Source organism: Mucilaginibacter metallidurans, assembly GCF_003286435.2.
GTDB lineage: Bacteria > Bacteroidota > Bacteroidia > Sphingobacteriales > Sphingobacteriaceae > Mucilaginibacter > Mucilaginibacter gossypii.
In genome coordinates, this window is record NZ_CP043449.1 from 4121370 (window position 1) to 4141876 (window position 20507).

12 protein-coding genes are annotated in these 20507 nt (G+C 43.5%); 3 read left to right on the forward strand and 9 right to left on the reverse strand.

Features of this window, described 5'->3' with window-relative positions; all coding sequences use genetic code 11:
• Positions 1 to 39: 39 nt before the first annotated feature.
• The 9 genes from DIU38_RS17715 to DIU38_RS17755 all read right to left on the reverse strand — a co-directional run bounded on the left by DIU38_RS17715 (position 40) and on the right by DIU38_RS17755 (position 14967).
• The gene (locus DIU38_RS17715; RefSeq protein ID WP_112658036.1) at positions 40 to 2262 is read right to left on the reverse strand and encodes a putative Ig domain-containing protein; all 2223 of its coding nucleotides are present in this window, start codon (positions 2260 to 2262) and stop codon (positions 40 to 42) included.
• Between the two features lie 27 nt (positions 2263 to 2289).
• Positions 2290 to 3723 carry an APC family permease gene (locus DIU38_RS17720; RefSeq protein WP_112658034.1) on the reverse strand — a complete coding sequence of 478 codons (1434 nt, stop codon included), beginning with the start codon at positions 3721 to 3723 and terminating at the stop codon, positions 2290 to 2292.
• Between the two features lie 65 nt (positions 3724 to 3788).
• Positions 3789 to 5588, reverse strand: a complete 1800-nt coding sequence (locus DIU38_RS17725; RefSeq protein ID WP_243770724.1) for a DUF885 family protein — start codon at positions 5586 to 5588, stop codon at positions 3789 to 3791.
• A gap of 38 nt (positions 5589 to 5626) precedes the next feature.
• Positions 5627 to 6529 carry an AraC family transcriptional regulator gene (locus tag DIU38_RS17730; protein ID WP_112658032.1) on the reverse strand — a complete coding sequence of 301 codons (903 nt, stop codon included), beginning with the start codon at positions 6527 to 6529 and terminating at the stop codon, positions 5627 to 5629.
• 426 nt (positions 6530 to 6955) lie between these two features.
• On the reverse strand, positions 6956 to 8200 hold the full coding sequence (locus tag DIU38_RS17735) for an NAD(P)/FAD-dependent oxidoreductase (RefSeq protein ID WP_112658028.1): 1245 nt from the start codon (positions 8198 to 8200) through the stop codon (positions 6956 to 6958).
• 248 nt (positions 8201 to 8448) lie between these two features.
• Positions 8449 to 9450: a 4-hydroxyproline epimerase gene (locus DIU38_RS17740; protein ID WP_112658026.1), complete on the reverse strand. Its 1002-nt coding sequence runs from the start codon at positions 9448 to 9450 to the stop codon at positions 8449 to 8451.
• 6 nt (positions 9451 to 9456) lie between these two features.
• Entirely contained in the window at positions 9457 to 10395 is a 939-nt protein-coding gene (locus DIU38_RS17745) for a dihydrodipicolinate synthase family protein (protein ID WP_112658024.1), read from the reverse strand.
• A gap of 122 nt (positions 10396 to 10517) precedes the next feature.
• Complete coding sequence (locus tag DIU38_RS17750; RefSeq protein WP_112658022.1) at positions 10518 to 11915, reverse strand: SusD/RagB family nutrient-binding outer membrane lipoprotein; 1398 nt, start codon at positions 11913 to 11915, stop codon at positions 10518 to 10520.
• A gap of 25 nt (positions 11916 to 11940) precedes the next feature.
• The gene (locus tag DIU38_RS17755; RefSeq protein ID WP_112658020.1) at positions 11941 to 14967 is read right to left on the reverse strand and encodes a SusC/RagA family TonB-linked outer membrane protein; all 3027 of its coding nucleotides are present in this window, start codon (positions 14965 to 14967) and stop codon (positions 11941 to 11943) included.
• A gap of 347 nt (positions 14968 to 15314) precedes the next feature.
• On the opposite strand from DIU38_RS17755, the gene DIU38_RS17760 reads away from it, so the two are divergent.
• The 3 genes from DIU38_RS17760 (at position 15315) to DIU38_RS17770 (ending at position 20448) form a co-directional block, all read left to right on the forward strand.
• Positions 15315 to 17684 carry a glycoside hydrolase family 127 protein gene (locus tag DIU38_RS17760; RefSeq protein ID WP_167516221.1) on the forward strand — a complete coding sequence of 790 codons (2370 nt, stop codon included), beginning with the start codon at positions 15315 to 15317 and terminating at the stop codon, positions 17682 to 17684.
• A gap of 27 nt (positions 17685 to 17711) precedes the next feature.
• Positions 17712 to 20114, forward strand: coding sequence for a glycoside hydrolase family 127 protein (locus tag DIU38_RS17765; protein ID WP_167516222.1), 2403 nt, complete (start codon positions 17712 to 17714; stop codon positions 20112 to 20114).
• 154 nt (positions 20115 to 20268) lie between these two features.
• Complete coding sequence (locus tag DIU38_RS17770) at positions 20269 to 20448, forward strand: histone H1 (protein WP_090532015.1); 180 nt, start codon at positions 20269 to 20271, stop codon at positions 20446 to 20448.
• Positions 20449 to 20507 lie beyond the last annotated feature (59 nt).

The window sequence follows — 20507 nt, forward strand, 5'->3', positions numbered from 1 at the left end:
CAAGCGATACAGTACTCAACGCGTGGGCAACGGTCTTGTTTACATCAATTTATAAAACCTTACCCCATGCGGCGGAATGTTGCAGGAAACAGCGACAACATTTTTAGCGAGATCTTTTTGCTGCCAGAGATCCCGCACTGTTTTGGCCTTACCCTGTTTTATACTTTTAAACTGCAGATCATACTTTGCGTATTTTTCACCAAGATTAAAGATGCCTATGGCTTTGCTGCCATTTGCCAGCTGTTTAACCCAAACCTGGATTTGCTTATCATTGATCATCCTCTCGGCCTGCTTGCCTGCTACATCCTGATCAATGGCAATTACTTCACAGTTTTTTAACAGGTTGAGGGTAAAATCATCAAGCTTATCCATATCACAACCAATAAGCAGCGGTGCCGATAAAAGGCTCCACAGGCTCATGTGGGTATATTGCTCATAAGGTGTCAGATTGGTTTGGTGCAGATTTTCGCCCCAACCAACACGTCCTAAAATAAGCATATCCGGGTCGTTCCAGCCTCCCGGTCCGGCATAGGCCGCGTTATTGGTTTGACTGAAGCCGATGCCATACAAGCTTTCCCAGGTATCGGTAATATCCTCGGTTGTACGCCATAGGTTGCCATTCATTTTAGCGCCCCATTTCCAAACATCTTTGATACCGTACTGGCAAATGCTGTAAATAATATCCCGTGGTTGCTTTGCCAGTTCATCGCGCATGACCATGTATGGCTTTTGCTGGGCGAACAGTGTTGTGTCGCCTGCCGTTTGGTCGGAATAGCTGCACAGATCGTATTTTAAATAGTCAACGCCCCAGTTAAAGTAAGTGCTGGCATCCTGCCCTTCATGCCCTAACGAGCCCAGGTATCCGCCACAGGTTTTAGCTCCAGGCGATGAATAAATACCAAATTTCAATCCCTGTTGATGCAGGTGCACGCCAAGTGTTTTCATGTCGGGAAACTTTTCGTTCGCGGCTATTTCGCCGCTTTGCAACCTTGCAGGCGCCTGCCAGCCATCATCCACATTAATAAAATTCCAACCGTAATCGATAAGGCCTTTATCAACCATGGCTTTAGCCGAAAGCCTTACCTTTTCATCGCTTACATTTAATCCCCAGCAATTCCAACTGTTCCAGCCCATGGGCGGGGTAAGCGCTAATAGCTTACCCGACTTAATGGTAAGGACTCTTTCATCTTTTCCTAAAGTATTACTAACGGAAACAGATATTTTGTAATCTCCGGCTTTAGGAACTTCCCCTGTTATAATACCTGTTTTATGATCAAGGACTAAACCATCTGGCAAATTCTTAACTGCATATTTCAGCGGCTTTTGCCCGCTTGCTGCAATTTTGTAAAGTATGGGTGAACCGGGATGAACGCCTAAAACCGAAGCGCCATTAATCATTGGCTTTAAGGATGCTTTAGGAGTAAGCAAGTAAGGCGCTATTTCGGCAAATGTTTTGGTCTTGCCGGATGCTGTTTCGGTAAACTCGTAAAGCAGTTTGATACCTTCGCGGTGCGGGAAGGTAAGCGTATAAGTTTCTTTGCCCAGGGATGAAAGGTTAGCAGCTATTGTTTTTTCGGCGATTGTCTTTTCGGTCACTTCGTCAACTATCCTGTAATGAAACTTACCACTGATATTACTTTTAAAACTATTGCCCACAGTTAATCTCCTAACAGACTGCGCGTTGGGTAGAAAACTGATATCGGTTTGGGCAAAAACGATCCCGTCAAACTTTTCCAGCATATCAATATAAGGGCTTCCCATAAAAATGCCGCCCGAGCCGCCGCCGTCATAAACTTTAATGGCTATGATATTTTCTCCGTCCCACTTAATAGCCGGATCATTTGCTGCAACGCAATAATTGCGTACGGCAGGCCACTTGCTTATATAACCGCCTTTATCTTCAGGAAATGCACCCGTTTTACCAATCAGTTTGCCGTTAAAATAAGTTTCATCAACATCATTAACATGCGCAAGAAACACCCGCAAACTATCGCCCCAAACTGCTTGCTTTTTTAATGAAGATGGGATAACTACATGGATGCGGTACCAGGCAAAGCCATGATAATCCGGGTAGCCCTGCTCCTGCCATACATCGCCAACTTTGATACTTTTCCACTGCGTATCGTTGAAAGCAGCGTCTTTCCAGGCAGCATCATTCCCGGTAGAGAATTTTGCAGTGCTCAGCTTAATAAAATTTCCGTTTTGAGCGAAAGCTGCTATGGCGATAGTTAAAAGCCATAGCAGCGATAAGACCTTTTTCATGAATTAAGATAATAGAATGTCCCTGGTCTATAAACTTTCAACCGGGAGTTCAGCAGCCTTGCGTTGCTTGCTGCCGCCTATCAGGTAATATACCGGGATGCCTGTTAAAGTAATGATTAAGCCAGGGTAAGTATAAGCAGGCTTATATTTGATGAGTAACAGGCAAAATGCAATGCCCATAATGATATAAATAACCGGCAGTACCGGGTAGCCGAAAGCTTTGTAAGGCCGCTCGGCATTGGGCATTTTTTTTCGGAGGATAAAGATCCCGATGATGGTAAGCACATAAAAAACCACCACCACAAAGGAAATCATATCCAGCAAATCGCCATATTTACCACTCAGGCTCCACAAACAGGCGAACACGCCCTGCAACCACAAACCAAAACCCGGTACCGAGTTTTTATTAAGCGTCCCCACTTTTTTGAAGAAAAGCCCGTCCTTAGCCATAGAGTAATAAACCCTTGCACCCGACATGATAAGCCCGTTATTACAGCCAAAGGTTGAGACCATGATGAGCAGCGCAATGATCACCGTACCCGAACTGCCAAAAATGTGCTGCGAAGCAACTACGCCCACCCTGTCCTTATCGGCACTGGCAATGTCATGCAAGGAAAGCACGCCTGTATACATCACATTGGTTAAAATATAGATCACTGTCACAATCAATGTACCCAGCGCCAGACTTAAACCGATATTTCTTTTCGGATTTTTGATCTCGCCGGCAATAAATGTTACATTATTCCACGAATCGCTGCTGAATATGGAGCCAACCATGGCCGACGCTATTGCGCCCAGCGCAGCAATGGTGGTATACGAAGCGATGGAACCATTAGCGCTGAGGCTATGCATGCTCCAGGCATTTTTCCAGTTCTCGTTCCATACCGAAGCTTTCAGGGAAAATAATCCAAACACAATTAAACCCAGCAAGCTCAGCAGCTTGGCCATGGTGAAAATAGTTTGCACAATTTTGCCGCTGTTTACTCCGCGTGTATTGATATAAGTTAAAAACACGATCACCAAAATTGAAAGCAGTTGCGCAGGTGATATGGTCACGAAACCCATATCAATAGCAACCAAACTTTCACTAAATTGAGGGATCAGGTAGGCCGTAAACTTAGCGAAGGCCACGCCCACGGCCGCAATAGTAGCTGTTTGGATCACCGTAAAAAAGCTCCATCCGTATAAAAAGCCCACCAAAGGACTGTAAGCTTCCTTCAGGTAAACATACTGGCCTCCCGCCCTTGGAAACATGGCGCTCAGTTCGCCATAACTTAAGGCAGCAGTAAGAGTCATAAAACCGGTAATAAGCCACACAAATAGCAGCCAGCCTGCGCTGCCCACATTGCGGGTAATATCCGCGCTCACAATAAAAATACCGGAGCCAATCATACTGCCCGCCACCAGCATGGTGGCATCCATCAACCGTAACGAAGGCTTAAAAGAAGTGCTGTTCTCCATAATTTTTTTTAGCTAAAAGCTGAAAGCATAACGCTTAAAGCTTGCCATTAATGCTGTTTTATTAACTATTTGCCTCCGAAGTCGTAGAACTTCCAGCTTGTTGTAAAATCTTTAGTTAATGCTTGATTGGTTAATGTTGCCCGAAGCATCTCAACAGGGATCAGGTTTTCTTTAATGGCAGCATCGTGGAATTGCTTATAGGTCATTTTTCCACTGTCAACGAGTTCTTTTCTCAATTCTGTCAACTGCAAACCACCTAACAGGTATGCTACCTGATAAAGCGGACTATAGCCGCCTTCAAACGAGCGCCTAACTTCGCCCTCGGCATTAGCGCGTTCATGACCAACACGGTCAACCAAAAAGTCGATGCATTGCTGAGGTGTCCAGTTACCTAAATGATAGTTAAGTGAAAATATGATCCTCGCACAACGGTGCATACGCCAAAACAGCATACCTACACGTTCTTCCGGGCTTTTAGCAAAGCCTTTATCATATAATAATAGTTCCCAGTATAAAGCCCAGCCTTCAACCGCGAATGGGGTACCGAAGTCTTGACGATAAGCTTTGTAACGGCTGTTCATAAAATATTGCAGGTTATGACCGGGAATCAATTCATGCTGCACCGTACCTCTTGAAAAGTAAGGATTGTTACCGCGCATGCTCATCAGCCTGTCTTCATACTGCATGGTATTGGTTGGGTACGAGATGCTGATCTCCTTGCCACCGGTAAAAAACGGGTTAACCAACTGCCTTTGCGGCGACATCATCACCATGCCCCAGGTCTCCTCGGCCAATGGCGGTATCGTGATCAAATCGCGCTCTTTTATGAAGCTTAGTGCATCATTATATAGTTTAACAATTAGTTCGGGCTGATGGCCTACCGGCACATAACTGTTTTTTACTTTTTCGAGGGCCTTTTTCCAATCGCTGCCAAAACCCATTTCCTGCGATGCTTTCAGCATTTCCTTATCGCACCAGGCAAACTCCTTATTGGCAAGCTTGATAAGCTCTTCGGGCGTGTAAGGGATCATCTCGGCCTGTAATTGGCTAATCAACTCTTCCCTGCCGATTTGCACGCCTTTGATTCCGCTGCTATCGCTTTTTTGACTGGTGTTCAGCTTTCCTTTGCTTATGGCCAGCTCGCTGTACCTTTCCAACGCATTGTCAACGGCTTTATGAGGTTCAGGTACCCACCAGGTAAACGAAGGATCGTATTTATTATAGAAACCAAAAAAGTCCTTTAAACGGCCTTTCAAACCCAGTAATGCAGCTTTGGTTACTTTAGCCACCGGCATATCCACAAATGGAAGTTTACGATACGCCGTGGTATCCGCTTTGAGTTCTTTCAAGATCTTATTCAGATCCCCTGCAACCTTTTCGCCATCAACAAATGTTCCGCGGCGGCGTTTTTGCTCAAGCGCATAGATTTCATCGGCAAATGAAATGTATTTAGCTGCCTGGCTGTACAGGTCTTCTTCTTTCTTCAGGTCTTTCAGATCAAAGTTGATGCGCTTTTTCAGCAGGATATAATCAACCTTGCCGTAAATACTCAGGGCATTAAAGTCGGTTTGCTCCAGTTGTTTTAGGTAGTCATTATCAACTTCAATAAGCCTTTTGCGCTGCTCGGGGGAATTAATGACATCTTGTTTGTACTGTTCTTCAGCACGGTCATTAACATTATAGGGCGAATAAAAATCGTGGATGGCATTCATGTCCTGCCCGTACCTGATTATGGTACCGGCTACTTCGCTGCTTTGCTCATACAAATTGCCGGCGGGAGCAGTTTGTGCATTTGCAGTCAGGACACCAAAAGTAAGGGCATAAAGGGCTAAACCTTTTATGGTTGTTTTAGTATTAATAAGCACGATATATTTGGTTTGAGGTAAAGAAAATTAAGTAGCAATTAGCTTGCAGCCCTGTTAAGGCTGATAAGATTGTTGTTGTATGAGTCGAGATAGCCTCGCGGCGAGTTGCCTATGACACATTTAAACACCCGGTTAAAGTTGGTGATACTTTTGAAGCCGCATTTATAGGCCACCGTGTTGATACTTTCAAATTTATGGGCGATCAATTTTTTGCAGGCCTCGTTGATCCTGATCTCGTTCAGGAATGAAATAAAAGTATGACCAGTATGCTTTTTGAAATATCTGCAAAACGACTCCGGCGTCATGTAGGCCACCTTAGCAACATCCTCAAGTGTAATGGGCTCACTATAGTGCTGCATAATGTAGTTATAGATATTACCAATCCTGATCCCTTCATTTTCGGTTATGCCAGGCAAGTTACCATAGGTTGATAAAGGATCGAGCTTGGTTTTGATATTGGTAAGTCCCTTAAGCAGGTGAAAAAACTGGATCAGCTGATCAGGGCCGGATGCCTTTTGCAGGGCGATCATGATCTGCGATACTTTGTCAACAACAGAATGAGGCAATTTGAAGCCCTGCTGGTGCTGCTGCATAAATATGAGGCTTGGCTTTAACTCGGGTAAATTAAACAGCGGTGCCAGCGCACCTTCAGGGTTAAAGAATATGGTAAGCGCTTCTATTTGCTTGTTGGCATTGGGCGCAAAGTATTCGGGGTTACTTTTAAACACATGCGGCAGGTTTGCACCAATTAAAAACAAATCGCCTGCAGAGTAATCATGCATGTTATTTCCTGCAATCAAAGTCCCCTCACCCTGCTGGATCCAGGTGAGCTGAATTTCTTTATGACGGTGCAGGTAGGGGTAATGGTAAGGCAAGCTAACCTTTTCTGCTATCACACTTTTATCGTGCGGAACCGGGATAGTAAATTGTAAAACTTTCATCTGCTACTTGATTATCACTTGTTGAATTTACAATTACTTAACTTAATTTACTAACAAATGAACTTAAAAGGATAAAATACGGGCAATATTTGATAATTTATGGTTGATACAGGTGCCAAAATTGACCGAAAAACCCATTTTTATCCAACAAATAGAAAGTAAATTAAATGTTATATAAACAATTAAAATCGAAATTATAGCCACAACAGCCACCATTTGACCGAATAAAATATTTTTAATTGTACAGAATACAACTATTATACATTTTACACTAACCATGCATTTTACGCAGAAAACCCGTTTTTTAATCTGTTTTTTATGATACAAGTAATAAAACAGACTCTTATTAACGCAAAAAACCGTTCATCAGGGGTAAATGAACGGTTCCGTTTTCCGGCATGCCAGAAGAGTTATCAATTGTTTAAATTAAGATCTTTCAGGGGCAAATTCTTTAATATCAATAGAGGTTGGTTTGCCAGATATGATTTCGTTTGCCAGTAAACCCGTTGCCGCGCCAAGGCTCAAGCCCATCATACCATGCCCGGTAGCCACAGTAAGGTTGTTATATTGTTTGCTCCTGCCGATGTATGGTAATCCATCTGCAGATGAAGGCCGGAAACCGAACCAGATATCCTTTTGTTCAGGGACAGCAGGTTTTAAACCCGGGAAGTATTTTGGCACTGATTCTACAATACCTTTTACACGGTTCATGTTGATGCGGTCGTTGATCTTGTCAAGCTCCATTGTACCACCATAGCGTAAACCACCGTTCATTGGCGTAATGGCAACCCTTGCTTCGGCCAACAACGCAGGGATATGCATGGTTTCGCTGCTATCCTTTACATTGAAAGAATAACCTTTGCCCGGCATCAGTAATATCTTTAAACCCAACAACCGGCCAATGGCCGGCGACCACGAGCCGCCTGCAATAATGTATTCATCGGCAGTGAACTCCTCATTACCTGATAATACACTGCTTACCTTACCGCCTTTGGTTTCAATTTTGGTAACCTCTTTATTGGTAAGCAATTTTACACCGACAGCTTTTAAATGTTTGATTAAAGCGGCCATCAGTTTATTTGGCGAAAGGTGTGCATCGCAACGGTAATGCACCGCACCTAATACATCAAGCTCGAGCTTTGGTTGCAACTTCTTACAGTCTTCAACGCTAAGTACAGCCATATCCAAGCCTAATTCCCTGCCCTTTTCGGCCATATGCGCTTCTTCTTCACCAGCCTTTTCGGTTTTATAAAACATCAGGATGCCTTTTTCAACCAGGTCAAAATCAAAACCGGGCTCTTTGCTCAGGTCCTCATAAAGCTTTTTGCTAAGCAGAGAAAGTTCCGTTAAAGGAACAGCCGATTTTTCAACGTGTGCTGCATTGGCTTTCTTTAAGAATTTCAATCCCCATGAAATAAGTTCGGGGTTTAAGGATGGCTTTACGTAGAACGGGCTTTTGCTGTTAAACATCCACTTAATCCCCTGCGAAACCATGCCCGGCGTTGCCAGCGGGATAAAATGGCTTGGCACTATCATACCAGCGTTACCATATGAGCAACTGTCGGTCATATCGCCCTTATCCAGCACAGTAACCTCGTGTCCGGCCTTTTGTAAATAATAAGCCGAACTAAGCCCTACTATCCCACCTCCTATTATCAGCACCTTTGCCATTTTTATTTTAAGCTGAAAGCTTAAGGCGAAAAGCCGAAAGCTTTATTTAGAAAATTATTTAATTAAAAAATCAGGGCTATAAACTTAAGCAATAAAAGGGAGGATTGTGCGATTCCCCTCTCGAGAGGGGTGGAGGAGTGTGTTTCTGCTTCGATAAATCAATCGCATAAACACACCCCTGCCAACACGCTTTCCTCCGCTCCCCCTCTCAAGAGGGGATTTTGAAAGCCTTTTGTTTACTACTCCAGTTATATCACCTGAAAACCGTGAGCATAGGGATCATCATCATCTATCTTGATGGTATTGTAGCCATATACTTTAGCCCAGCCTTCTACACTTGGTATAATAGCATCAATATCATTGATCTTAACTACATCTTCAACCTTGCCAATAAATTTACTGCCGATGATACTTTCGTGAACAAAAGACTCACCGACCTTCAATTTACCTTTAGCAAACCACTGCGCCATGCGGGCCGAAGTACCGGTTCCGCAAGGCGACCTGTCGATAGCTTTATCACCATAAAATACCGCGTTACGTGCAGTTGCATCTTCAGATAAGGTAGCACCTGCCCAAAGGATGTGCGTACAGGTATTGATAGTAGGATCCTGCGGATGTACAAATTGGTACTTTTCGTTAATACGTTTGCGCAACACCTGGCTCCAGGCAATCAGCTGACCGGCTGTATAATGCTCGATACCTTTAAAATTAGGCTGAGGATCAACAATGGCGTAATAGTTACCACCATACGAAACGTCGATAGTAAGTGTACCTAAGTCAGGGCATTCAACCTCTAAATCAGTTGCAGCCAAGTAGGCTGCAACATTCCTTAACTTTACAGAGGTTACTTTTTTGCCCTCCTGTTTATACTCAATCAATACAAGACCGGCAGGAGCTTCCATGCGCACAATACCCTGAGTTTTAGGCTGGATCAGCCCTTCCTCAATAGCTATGGTGATTGTGCCGATAGTTCCGTGCCCGCACATTGGTAAACAACCGCTGGTTTCAATAAACAAAACAGCAACATCGTTTTCCGGATCATGAGGCGGATACAGGATACTGCCCGACATCATATCATGACCGCGGGGTTCAAACATCAGGCCCGTCCTGATCCAATCATACTCTTTTAAAAAGTGCTGACGTTTCTGGCTCATGTTATCGCCTTTAAGCTCAGGGCCACCGCCTGCAACCAGCCTTACCGGATTGCCGCAGGTATGGGCGTCAACACAAAAGAAAGTTTTACTTGCCATATGTTATTATAACGCTACTTCGGTTAATTTCCCCCAGCTACCTACAGGCAACTCAGGCCTTGCGGCAAGTGCATCGTTGATAATTTTCTGAACTTTTTCGCGCTCTGCACCAATTAATGGTAAACGTGGTGCGCGTACATTTTCGGTACCAATACCGGTTGCAACCTCGGCCAGTTTAATATATTGCACCAACTTAGGGTGGATATCCAGCTCAAGTACCGGTAAAAACCAACGGTAAATAGCCAAAGCCTCGTCGTAACGTTTTGCTTTAACCAAACGGTAAATAGCAACAGTTTCTTTAGGGAAGGCATCAACCAAACCGGCAACCCAACCATCAGCACCCATCACAAGGCTTTCCATAGCCAGAGGATCAACGCCGGTAAAAATCTTGAACCTTTCGCCAAAACGGTTGATCATGCGGGTAACGTTTGATATATCACGGGTTGATTCTTTTACCGCCTGGATATTTTCGTAAGCAGCAAGCTCTTCAAACATATCTAAAGTAACCTCAACTTTGTAATCAACAGGATTGTTATAGATCATGATTGGCAATTCGGTACTTTTTGCAATAGTAGTAAGGTAAGCGACCGTTTCGCGGGCTTCACTATTATAACGCATCGGCGGCAACAGCATCAGGCCATCAGCACCTTTATCAAATGCTTTTTGGGCGTAAGCAACAGCCGCTTTGGTAGTTTGCTCGGCAATGTTCAGTATAACAGGTACTTTTCCTTTTACAAACTCAACAGTATGTGTAAGCAGCGCGAATTTTTCGTCATCGCTTAAAACGCTTGCTTCGCCTAATGAGCCGCCTAATATAAATCCGTCAACGCCGGCCTCAAGCTGGGCGTTCAGGTTTATATCAAAAGCATCAAAATCAAGTTCGTCATTATCTGTAAATTTTGTAGTTACTGCAGGGAGTACACCTTTCCAATCAAAAGTTATCATTGTATATTATTTTTCACAAAACTAAAAATAGTATTAAATAAGTTTATTTAACAATTTAGCAGACAATAACCGTATTTTAACCAATAATGTCAAAATCGCGCGTATTGCCTGCTAAATAACGCCTATTGCGCATCCCACCAAACCCTGTCGGTAAGCTTGGCGTTTTGCTGCGGCTGCGGGTTTGAAGTCATTTCTGACTGAGGATACAACACCCTGCGTGGAATATCCGACAAGGCGTTTTTCACCTTGGTTAACGCCGGGAAGCCTGTACGCCTCCAATCAGTATAGTTCTCCATCGACAGGAAGTTAGCAACAACCTTTTCCTCAATGATAAGCTTCATGGCGTTGGCACTGGTAAGCGCTCCCCTTGAATTTAAATAATTATCCGCAACGGCATCAGCGATACCCAATTTTGACATATGCGATTTAACAGCCAGCGTGTAAACCGGCTGTGCAGCAGCAGCACCGGATATTATAAACGTAGCTTCAGCTTTTAAAAATAATGCCTCCGAATAAGTAACAATATAGTTATTTGAACTTGTACTTGCATAAAAAGAGCCACCTAATGAGTAGGCCTCCAAACTGCCAATATCGTCCGAGCCGATCACTCTTCCGGTATATAACCCTGTTTCAATTGCAGGCGCTACCATTTTTGATACCCTGGGATCTTTTCTGCTTGCAAAACCATCAACAAATGTTGAGGCCAATACCAGCGTTGAGCCCGGTAAAAAGTTTTGCTGCCATGGGTTTTCGGCTCCGGCCCCGCCAGCGAAAGGCATTTTCATATCATCATCGTTACTTGCCATGCCATTTTGAAGGGTAGTGAGTGCCAACTGTGCCTGCGCTGCTGCCGTATGGCCGGGTGCTTTAGTGAGGTGCATATAATAACGCGCCTTTAATGTATAAGCCGCCTTTTTCCATTTGCTCATATCACCGGCGTAGTAAAAATCATCGCCAGTTGGCACGGTAGCGCTGCTTTTGGTGATATCGGCAATAGCATTATCGAGCAGGGTTTGGATCTGCGCATAAACAGATTCCTGGCTGTCATAAGTTGGTGTAACGTTGGCGATACCCTGAAAACCTTTTGAAAAGGGAACATCGCCCCAAACATCAGTAGCCGAGCCAAGTGTATAAGCCAGCAAGATCTTTGATATAGCGGCGTAATTCGCATTACCATCGGCTTCCGCTTTTTTGTTTAACAGTACAAGGTTATTCATCACTTGCGTGTAAAAATTATACCAGTCACCGTCCATATCCTGATGATACATGAGATAAGTGCCAAAATTTGGCGGCACCTGGTTCAGGGCAATTACCTGCAGGTATTGTTGCAGTACTACAGCAAGGTTACCACCACCCGCAGCGGTAATATTTTGTGATATAGCAGCTTCAACCGGCGCAAGAATTAGGGACTCTTTAACATCTATAGGCCTGTTGGGATCGTGGTTTACATCAATGTATTTTTTACAGCCCGTAAAGCTTACCAACGCGCATGTTATTAACGTGATATATTTATTTTTCATGACAATTTCTTATTAATGATTTAAATTATAGGGTAACTTTCAAGCTAAAATCAACTGATTTTGAGGTTGGGGTTGAGAATGAATAGATCCCCTGTGAACCATTTGATGAACCAAATGAGCTAACTTCCGGGTCGCCGCCGGTAAAGTGCGGTGCATGGATCCAAAGGTTGCGGCCCGTTACACTAAATGTTGCCGATTTGAAAGGGCTTTTACTTAACCATGATGGTTTTAAAGTGTAACCTAAACTCACATTACGCAGTTTAACATAGCTGCCGTCCTGAATAACAGACTCCAGCACTCCGTTTGCGCGCTGATAATACGCCTGACCGTTAACTGCTACTGTGTTTGGTTGTCCGGTAGTTGCATTTACACCATCAACCACTCTTAAACCGCGGTTTTCGGTAACTTTTGGCGTACCATAGAAATAGCCGTAGCCGTCAACATTGTTTTGGATGTCGCCGCCGCGTTTGATATCAAAGAAGAAACTGAAGTTAAATTGTTTGTACCTGAAGTTGTTGTTGATACCGCCAAGCCAGTTAGGGTTAATGTTACCCACTATACCCTGGTTATCATCGGCATATGGAAGCCCCGAATCATCAATCAATAACTTACCAGCGGCGTTACGAGCATAACGGGTACCATATATCACGCCGTAAGGCTGCCCAATAACGACATTGGTAAAGCCAATGTTAATCAATGACAGGTCTTTATAAATAGATAATACCTTATTCCTGTTACGTGTAAAATTTAAAGTAAAGTCCCAGTTAAAGTCACGGCTTTTTATTGGGTTTACATTTAACAATACTTCGATACCCTTGTTACGCATTACTGCAGAGTTTACACTTGTTGCAGAATACCCCGTTGAGGGCGGAAGCGCCACAGTAGGTATGATACCACCATTTGTTTTTTTATTGTAGAATGAAGCCTCAAGACTGATCCTGTTATTAAAGAAACCCGCCTCAAACCCTGCTTCAAACTCGTTGATACGCTCGTTTTTAAGATTAGGATTGCCCAGTACATCGCTGATTAAGAAACCAGCCTGCTGGTTATAAGGGAAAGCGAGGTTCCGGATAGTTGCTTTGTTATATGGGGTTAACAAGCTATAGGCACCAATGCTGCCATCGTTACCAACGGTACCATATGAAACCCTTACCTTGCCCAGATTCATGACCTTTGAAAATTCGGGGCTAAAAAACTCCGAGAATATGAAGCTACCGGCAGCAGAACCATATGGATAAAAGCTGTGGTCTATTGAAAGTACAGAGTTACCATCGTACCGCCCGGTTAATGACAATAGCAGGAAGCGTTTATATTCGATATTTGATTGCAGGTAGAAACCAACTTTTCGCTGCAATGATGAGCCTTCACTATAATTAACTGTTGATGCGGAAGACATATTATACAAACCAGGTACAGTCAAACCAACACCATTGGCGTAAGTATTTTCATTATAGGTGGAGATCAGGTTATTACCCAATACAACATCTACATTAAAATCACCAAATTGCTTATTGGCACTAATCAATAAATCATTATTGTACTGGCGGTAAGTAAGGTTCTGATCAACCAGTCGGCCATTGGGATTTGACACCGATTGGGTTGATTCATGGTACCTGTCCATTTCAGCATAAACATCGGCACCAAACCTTTCGGTGATGGTTAGCCATGAAAAGGGTTTATAATCGGCAGTAAAGGTTGGTAAAAACCTGTTAACACCAGAGTGATTTTTGATGTTATCTAAAACCCAATATGGATTATTACGCGAGAAACGATACAGCCTCTGGGTGCCATCGGCATTTAAATAAGGCTGCAGATTGTATGATACCGGTGCTGTAAAAATTGTCCAAACAGGACTTTCGAGCGCATAACCTTCCGGCAACCTGTCATTTTGTGAATTGGAGTAATTTAGCTGAAATGTAGTAGTCAGGTTTTTGAGCACTTGCGCACTGTATTTAGCGAAGAAAGTATTGCGCAAAAATTTAGTTGTTGGCACTGTACCCTGCTGGTTAAAATTAGAGTATGAAACCAGGTAGGTAGAATTGTTACCGCCACCGCCGATGTTAACGGTATTATTATAAGTGTGGCCGGTTTTAAAAAACAGGTCAGACTGATTGTAAACTTTTGCGGGTTGCCCGTTAATTTTCAGGGTATCCATACGCGCCCCCCATGATGTACTTGTTTTTTGATTTACACCATCATAGTAAATGCCGTTTGTACCTTGCGAATACTTATTTTGAATTTGTGGCAATAATGGGTTTTCGAAAGAAAAATCAGAAGAAAAAGTTATAAGTGGCTTTTGATTTAAGGCGCCGGTTTTTGTGGTAATGATAACCACACCATTGGCACCCTTTGAACCATATAAGGCTGTAGCTGCCGCACCTTTCAATACGTTCATACTGGTAATAATAGATGGATCAATATCAGCTATCCTGTTCGTGCCCGGCCCGGAATTGAGGTTACCTGTTTCAGCGTTATCAACAGGAACCCCGTCAATAACCATTAGGGGCCCATTTTCACCATAAAATGACGTTGCCCCCCTGATCACGATCCTCGCCGAGCTGCCAGGCGTACCTGATGAGCTTGTTACCTGCACACCTGATACCTTACCCGCAAGAGCATTTACCAGGTTGGGCTCTTTTGATTGCGCAATCGATTCGGCTTTTACCTCCTGTGAGCTGTAAGTTAAGATCCTTTTGTCGCGTTTTATACCTAAAGCGGTAACAACAACCTCGTTCAGCACTTTGTTATCCTCGGCCAGCGCCACGTTAATTTGCACCTGACCGGTTAACTTAACTTCTTGCGATGTAAAACCAATAGCGGTTACCATAAGTGTACCCTGCCCGGTATAGTTGAGGCTAAACACACCGCTGCCATTGGTAACAGAACCTGCGCTTGTATTTTTTATTTTAACGGAAGCGCCAACTATGGGCTCGCCCTTCTCGTCGGTTACCTTTCCTTTTAATGATACTGTTTGCGCGTAGGTGCTGTAACAAAACACAAACACACTCAGTAAAGGCAAAATGAACCTCTTTAGTAATTGTTTAAACTTCATAAATTAAATTTTGGGGTTAAAAACTATGTATTACATGCTGTATTTCAGACACGTAAAACTATCTGCGTGCCGCCCCTTGTTTTTTTATGAAATTTGCCAATACTGCCCGTATCTTAACATTACTGTTACAATAGCATTAATTTGATATTATATTTATGCAAAAACCCGTTAAAACGTTAATATATTGATAGTTAATTCGCAATATCATTAATAAACTTACTGTAAATAACCTGCACGTTAAAAAAACGGATAAAATCCTGCTATCAACTGCAAAATATTATTCAAAATAATTGTGCAAAGCACACTAATTTAGTTGAAAGTTATTCTTACCGTTACACAAACATATCATGCTAATAAAAAAGTGGTTTAAATTGAACTTATGCCTCGTAGCCTGCTTAGCAGGGGCACAAACTATCCAGGCACAATCCTACGTACCCGAATTGAACGATACCCGGGTAAAGATAAAACCGGTAGTTCCGGTTAAAGCCTATTCTTTTAATTTAAAGGACGTTCAATTATTGGAGAGCCCTTTTAAAACGGCAATGGATGCTGATGTTAAATATCTGCTATCTATAGAGCCCGACAGGTTACTTTCGGCTTTCCGCTCGCATTCCGGGCTTACACCTAAAGGTAAAATGTACGAAGGCTGGGAATCGTCAGGTTTAGCAGGGCATACATTAGGACATTACCTGTCGGCCATTTCCATGCACTACGCATCAACCCGGGATCCTGAATTTTTGAAACGCGTAAACTATATAGTTAAAGAACTTGACGAATGCCAGGTAGCCCGTAAAACAGGTTACGTGGGTGCAATCCCCAAAGAAGACACCATCTGGGCCGAGGTTGCCAAAGGCGAGATCCGCTCCCGTGGCTTCGATTTGAACGGTGGCTGGTCGCCATGGTATACTGTGCATAAAATTATGGCCGGTTTACTTGATGCCTATTTATATTGCAACAATGCCGAAGCCTTAAAAGTATGCAAAGGTATGGCTAACTGGACAGGCGAAACCATCAAAAACCTTGATGACGAGAAACTGCAAAAAATGCTGCTGTGTGAATATGGAGGTATGGCAGAAACATTAACTAACCTTTATGCTATTAATGGAGATAAAAAATACCTGGAGCTATCATATAAATTCTATGATAAAAAGATCCTCGATCCCCTATCTCAAAAGCAGGATATATTGCCGGGCAAGCATTCAAACACCCAAATCCCCAAAATCATTGCCAGTGCACGCAGGTACGAGCTTACCGGCGATAAAAAGGACAAAGCTATTGCCGATTTCTTTTGGGAAACCATTGTTAACCATCACTCCTACGCTACAGGAGGCAACAGCAATTATGAATATCTGAGCGATGCAGACAAACTGAACGATAAGCTAACAGAAAACACTACCGAAACCTGCAATACCTACAATATGCTGAAATTAACCCGGCATTTGTTTGCGGTTGAGCCTTCGGCCATGCTGATGGATTACTACGAGAAAGCGCTGTATAACCATATCCTTGCATCGCAAAACCACACTGATGGGATGATGTGCTACTTTGTACCGTTGCGTATGGGCGGCACCAAGCATTATAGTACGCCATTTGATGATTTTACCTGCTGCGTTGGTTCAGGCATGGAAAACCATGTTAAATACAACGAAAGTATTTATTTTAAAGGTACCGACGGCAGCTTATATGTAAACCTGTTCATCCCCTCAGTACTTAACTGGGCATCAAAAGGTTTGTCGGTGAAGCAGCAAAGCAGTTTCCCTAATGATGATCATATCACATTTACGGTGAACACCAAAAAGCCGCTTACCATGGCTATCCGCATCCGTAAACCAAAATGGACTGCCAACCCAACCATCAGCATTAACGGGAAAACTCAAAATGCTGCCACTGATGATCAGGGATATATTGTGCTAAACCGCAAATGGAGCAACAACGATAAAATTGAATTTACAACACCCGAAAAACTTTATACCGAAGCCATGCCCGACAATGCCAACAGGCGCGCGGTATTTTACGGCCCGGTATTATTGGCTGGTGTTTTAGGCAATACAGAGCCCGATCCGTTGAAAGGTGTTCCGGTTTTTGTGACCAGCGAAACTGACCCTAACCAATGGCTGCAAATGGTTGATAAAAAACAGCTAAGTTTCCGCACGGTGAATATCTCAAAACCCGAAGAAGTTACTTTGATCCCTTTTAATCAAACCCAAAATCAATACTATTCTGTTTACTGGGACGTATTTACACCACAGGCCTGGGTTGTGCAGCAAAAAGCGTATGATGAACAAAGGAAAAAACAACAGGAACTGGAAGCCCGCACCATGGATATTTTGCGTGTAGGCGAAATGCAGCCCGAGCGCGATCATAATTTCAGCAGTGAAAACGCCACTACAGGCGAAGATCACCAAAAGAAATGGCGGTCGACAGAGAACGGAGGATACCTGCAATACGAAATGAAGGTTGATGCCAATGCACAAAACACGCTGATTAACAGCTATTGGGGTATGGATAACCGCGGCAGAAAATTTGACATCCTGATTGATGGCGTTAAATTGGCTTCTGAAGATTTGAACCAGTACAAAGAAAGCCGCTTTTATGATATCAGCTACACCTTACCTATTGAGCTAACAAAAGGCAAACAAAAAGTAACCGTAAAACTGCTGCCGCAAAAAGAAAACAGCGCAGGCCCGGTTTACGGCAGCCGTATGGTTAAAAACTAATTTTAAAAGTAAAAGAACTTGAATATCATGATCAATAAACAAAAAGCTGTCGGTGTGCTTGCCCTTTCATGGGCTGCACTTACAAGTCCGGTATTGGCACAACAAAAAGATTACCCTATTCAACCTGTTGCCTTTACCAGCGTACACGTGAACGACAACTTCTGGCAGCCAAAAATGGAAGTAAATGCCACAGTTACCATTCCGTATGTACTGGCGCAATGTAAGGCAAACGGGCGTATGGATAACTTTTTACGTGCGGCAAAAAAACTGGATGGCGATAAACTAAGTGAGTTTCCGTTTGATGATACAGACGTATATAAGGCCATTGAAGGTGCATCTTATTCCATGCAGAATAAAAGGAACCCGCAGCTTGATAAATCCATTGATAGCCTCATCTCCATTATTGGCGCGGCCCAGGAGCCGGATGGCTATCTATACACTTTCAGGACTGTTAACGCTAAAAAGCCTCATGAGTGGATAGGTTCCAAACGATGGGAAAAGGAAGAAGATCTAAGTCATGAGCTATATAACGCAGGCCACCTTTATGAAGCCGCTGTAGCACATTACCAGGCAACCGGTAAGCGCACACTGCTCAACATTGCCATAAAAAATGCCGACCTGCTGGTTAAAACTTTTGGGCCGGGCAAAATTGAGGAATATCCTGGCCACCAGATTGTGGAGATCGGCTTATCAAAAATGTACCGGGTTACCGGCAACAAACAATACCTTGACCTGGCCAAATTCTTTTTAGATGTGCGCGGCCCTAAAGGTGATGCCTACAACCAGGCTGATAAAAAAGTGGTTGACCAGCACGAGGCCGAAGGCCACGCTGTACGCGCCGCTTATATGTACACCGGCATGGCCGATATTGCCGCCCTCACAGGCAACACCCAATATCTTGCAGCCATCGATGATATCTGGAGCGATGTAGTAACCAAAAAATTATACATCACCGGCGGCATCGGTGCAACCGGGGCAGGTGAAGCTTTTGGCGAGGCATATCAATTGCCTAATATGTCGGCCTATGCAGAAACCTGCGCGGCCATTGGCAACGTTTACTGGAACAACAGGATGTTCCTGCTGCATGGCGATTCAAAATATATTGATGTGCTTGAACGTACGCTTTATAATGGCCTGTTATCGGGCGTCTCGTTGAGTGGTAACAGATTTTTCTACCCAAACCCGCTGGCTTCCATGTTTCAGCACCAGCGCAGCGCATGGATCAGTTGTGCCTGCTGTATCAGCAACATGACCCGATTTTTACCTTCATTACCGGGTTACGTCTATGCCAAAAACAAAAACGACCTGTACGTTAACCTGTTCATGAGCAACTCAAGTAACATCAAACTTACTTCGGGTAATGTAAACATTGTACAACAAACAGATTATCCATGGAAAGGCAGGGTTGACATTACCGTTAACCCCGATAAAGCCGGCGAATTTACTTTAAGGGTACGCATCCCGGGCTGGGCAAAACAACAGCCTGTACCCGGCGACCTCTACACCTTCATGGATAAGAAGTCTTTCCCGCTTACATTGATGATCAACGGGCAAGCAAAATCATTTGAAACTGAAAAAGGCTATGCCGTGCTCAAACGCACCTGGAAAAAAGGCGATAAAGTGTCGCTTTTATTACCGATGGAAACCGAAAAGGTATTAGCTAACCCACAGGTTAAGGATGATAGGGGCAGGTTTGCCTTTGAGCGTGGCCCCATTGTTTATTGCCTTGAAGGCCCTGATAATAAAGACAGCCTGGTACAAAACATATTAATTGATAAAAATGCCATTGCCGATGCCAACTATCATGCCGACCTGCTTAACGGTGTTGATGTAATCAGTGCAGAAGGAAAAAGCGCCAAACGCCAACTAAAAACCGACAGCATTTTACAAACCGACCAAATGGTGAAGGCTATCCCCTACTATGCCTGGGCCAATCGCGGTCCCAGCGAAATGACCGTTTGGATCCCTTATGAAACTTCGGCAGTGCGGCCAAAACCGGCACCTACCATTGCCAGCACCAGCAAAGTAAGCGCGTCGTTAAAAAACGTAAGGATGTTTGCTGCCATAAAAGACCAGTATGAACCCGCCAATTCCAAAGATACCAACTACCCATACCTGCACTGGTGGCCTGCCAAAAACACCAATGAGTTTGTGCAATATGATTTTGATGCCGAACATACCGTAAACGAATCGAAAGTTTACTGGTACGATGACGGCCCATGGGGTGGCTGCCGTATCCCGGTATCGTACAAGATCCTGTATAAAAAAGACGGGCAGTGGGTTCCTGTTAAAAATACTACACCCTACGCCATAAGTAAAGATAGCTTTAACGTAGTTACTTTTGAGCCGGTTGTTACTACAGCCTTACGGATGGAAATTCAGTTACCGGTTGATAATTCTTCCGGGATCCACGAATGGGCGGTTAAATAACCTCCTGCTATCCATAATAACAGTAAAGCCTTTCCGTTTATGCGAAAGGCTTTACTATTTTAATTACACCGCAACGGAATACTTTAAGTATGAAAAAGCCAATTTTACCTATAAACTTATATTCCCTACATTTGCGGCCTTAAAAAATAAAAAAATGATAAATTTCGAAAAAGTGAAAGAAGTAATCGCAGCAGCTGAAGCTGATGCGGCGAGCTTTTATGAAAAAGGCAACAAAGCTGCCGGTACAAGGTTGCGTAACGCTATGCAACAGTTAAAAGTATTAGCTACGGATATCCGTAAAGAAGTTACTGAAAAGAAAAACGCAGCAGCTTAATCACTGTTAAAAATGTTTTTAGTTAAAGCGGGGCTGGTTTTCCATGTACCCGCTTTATT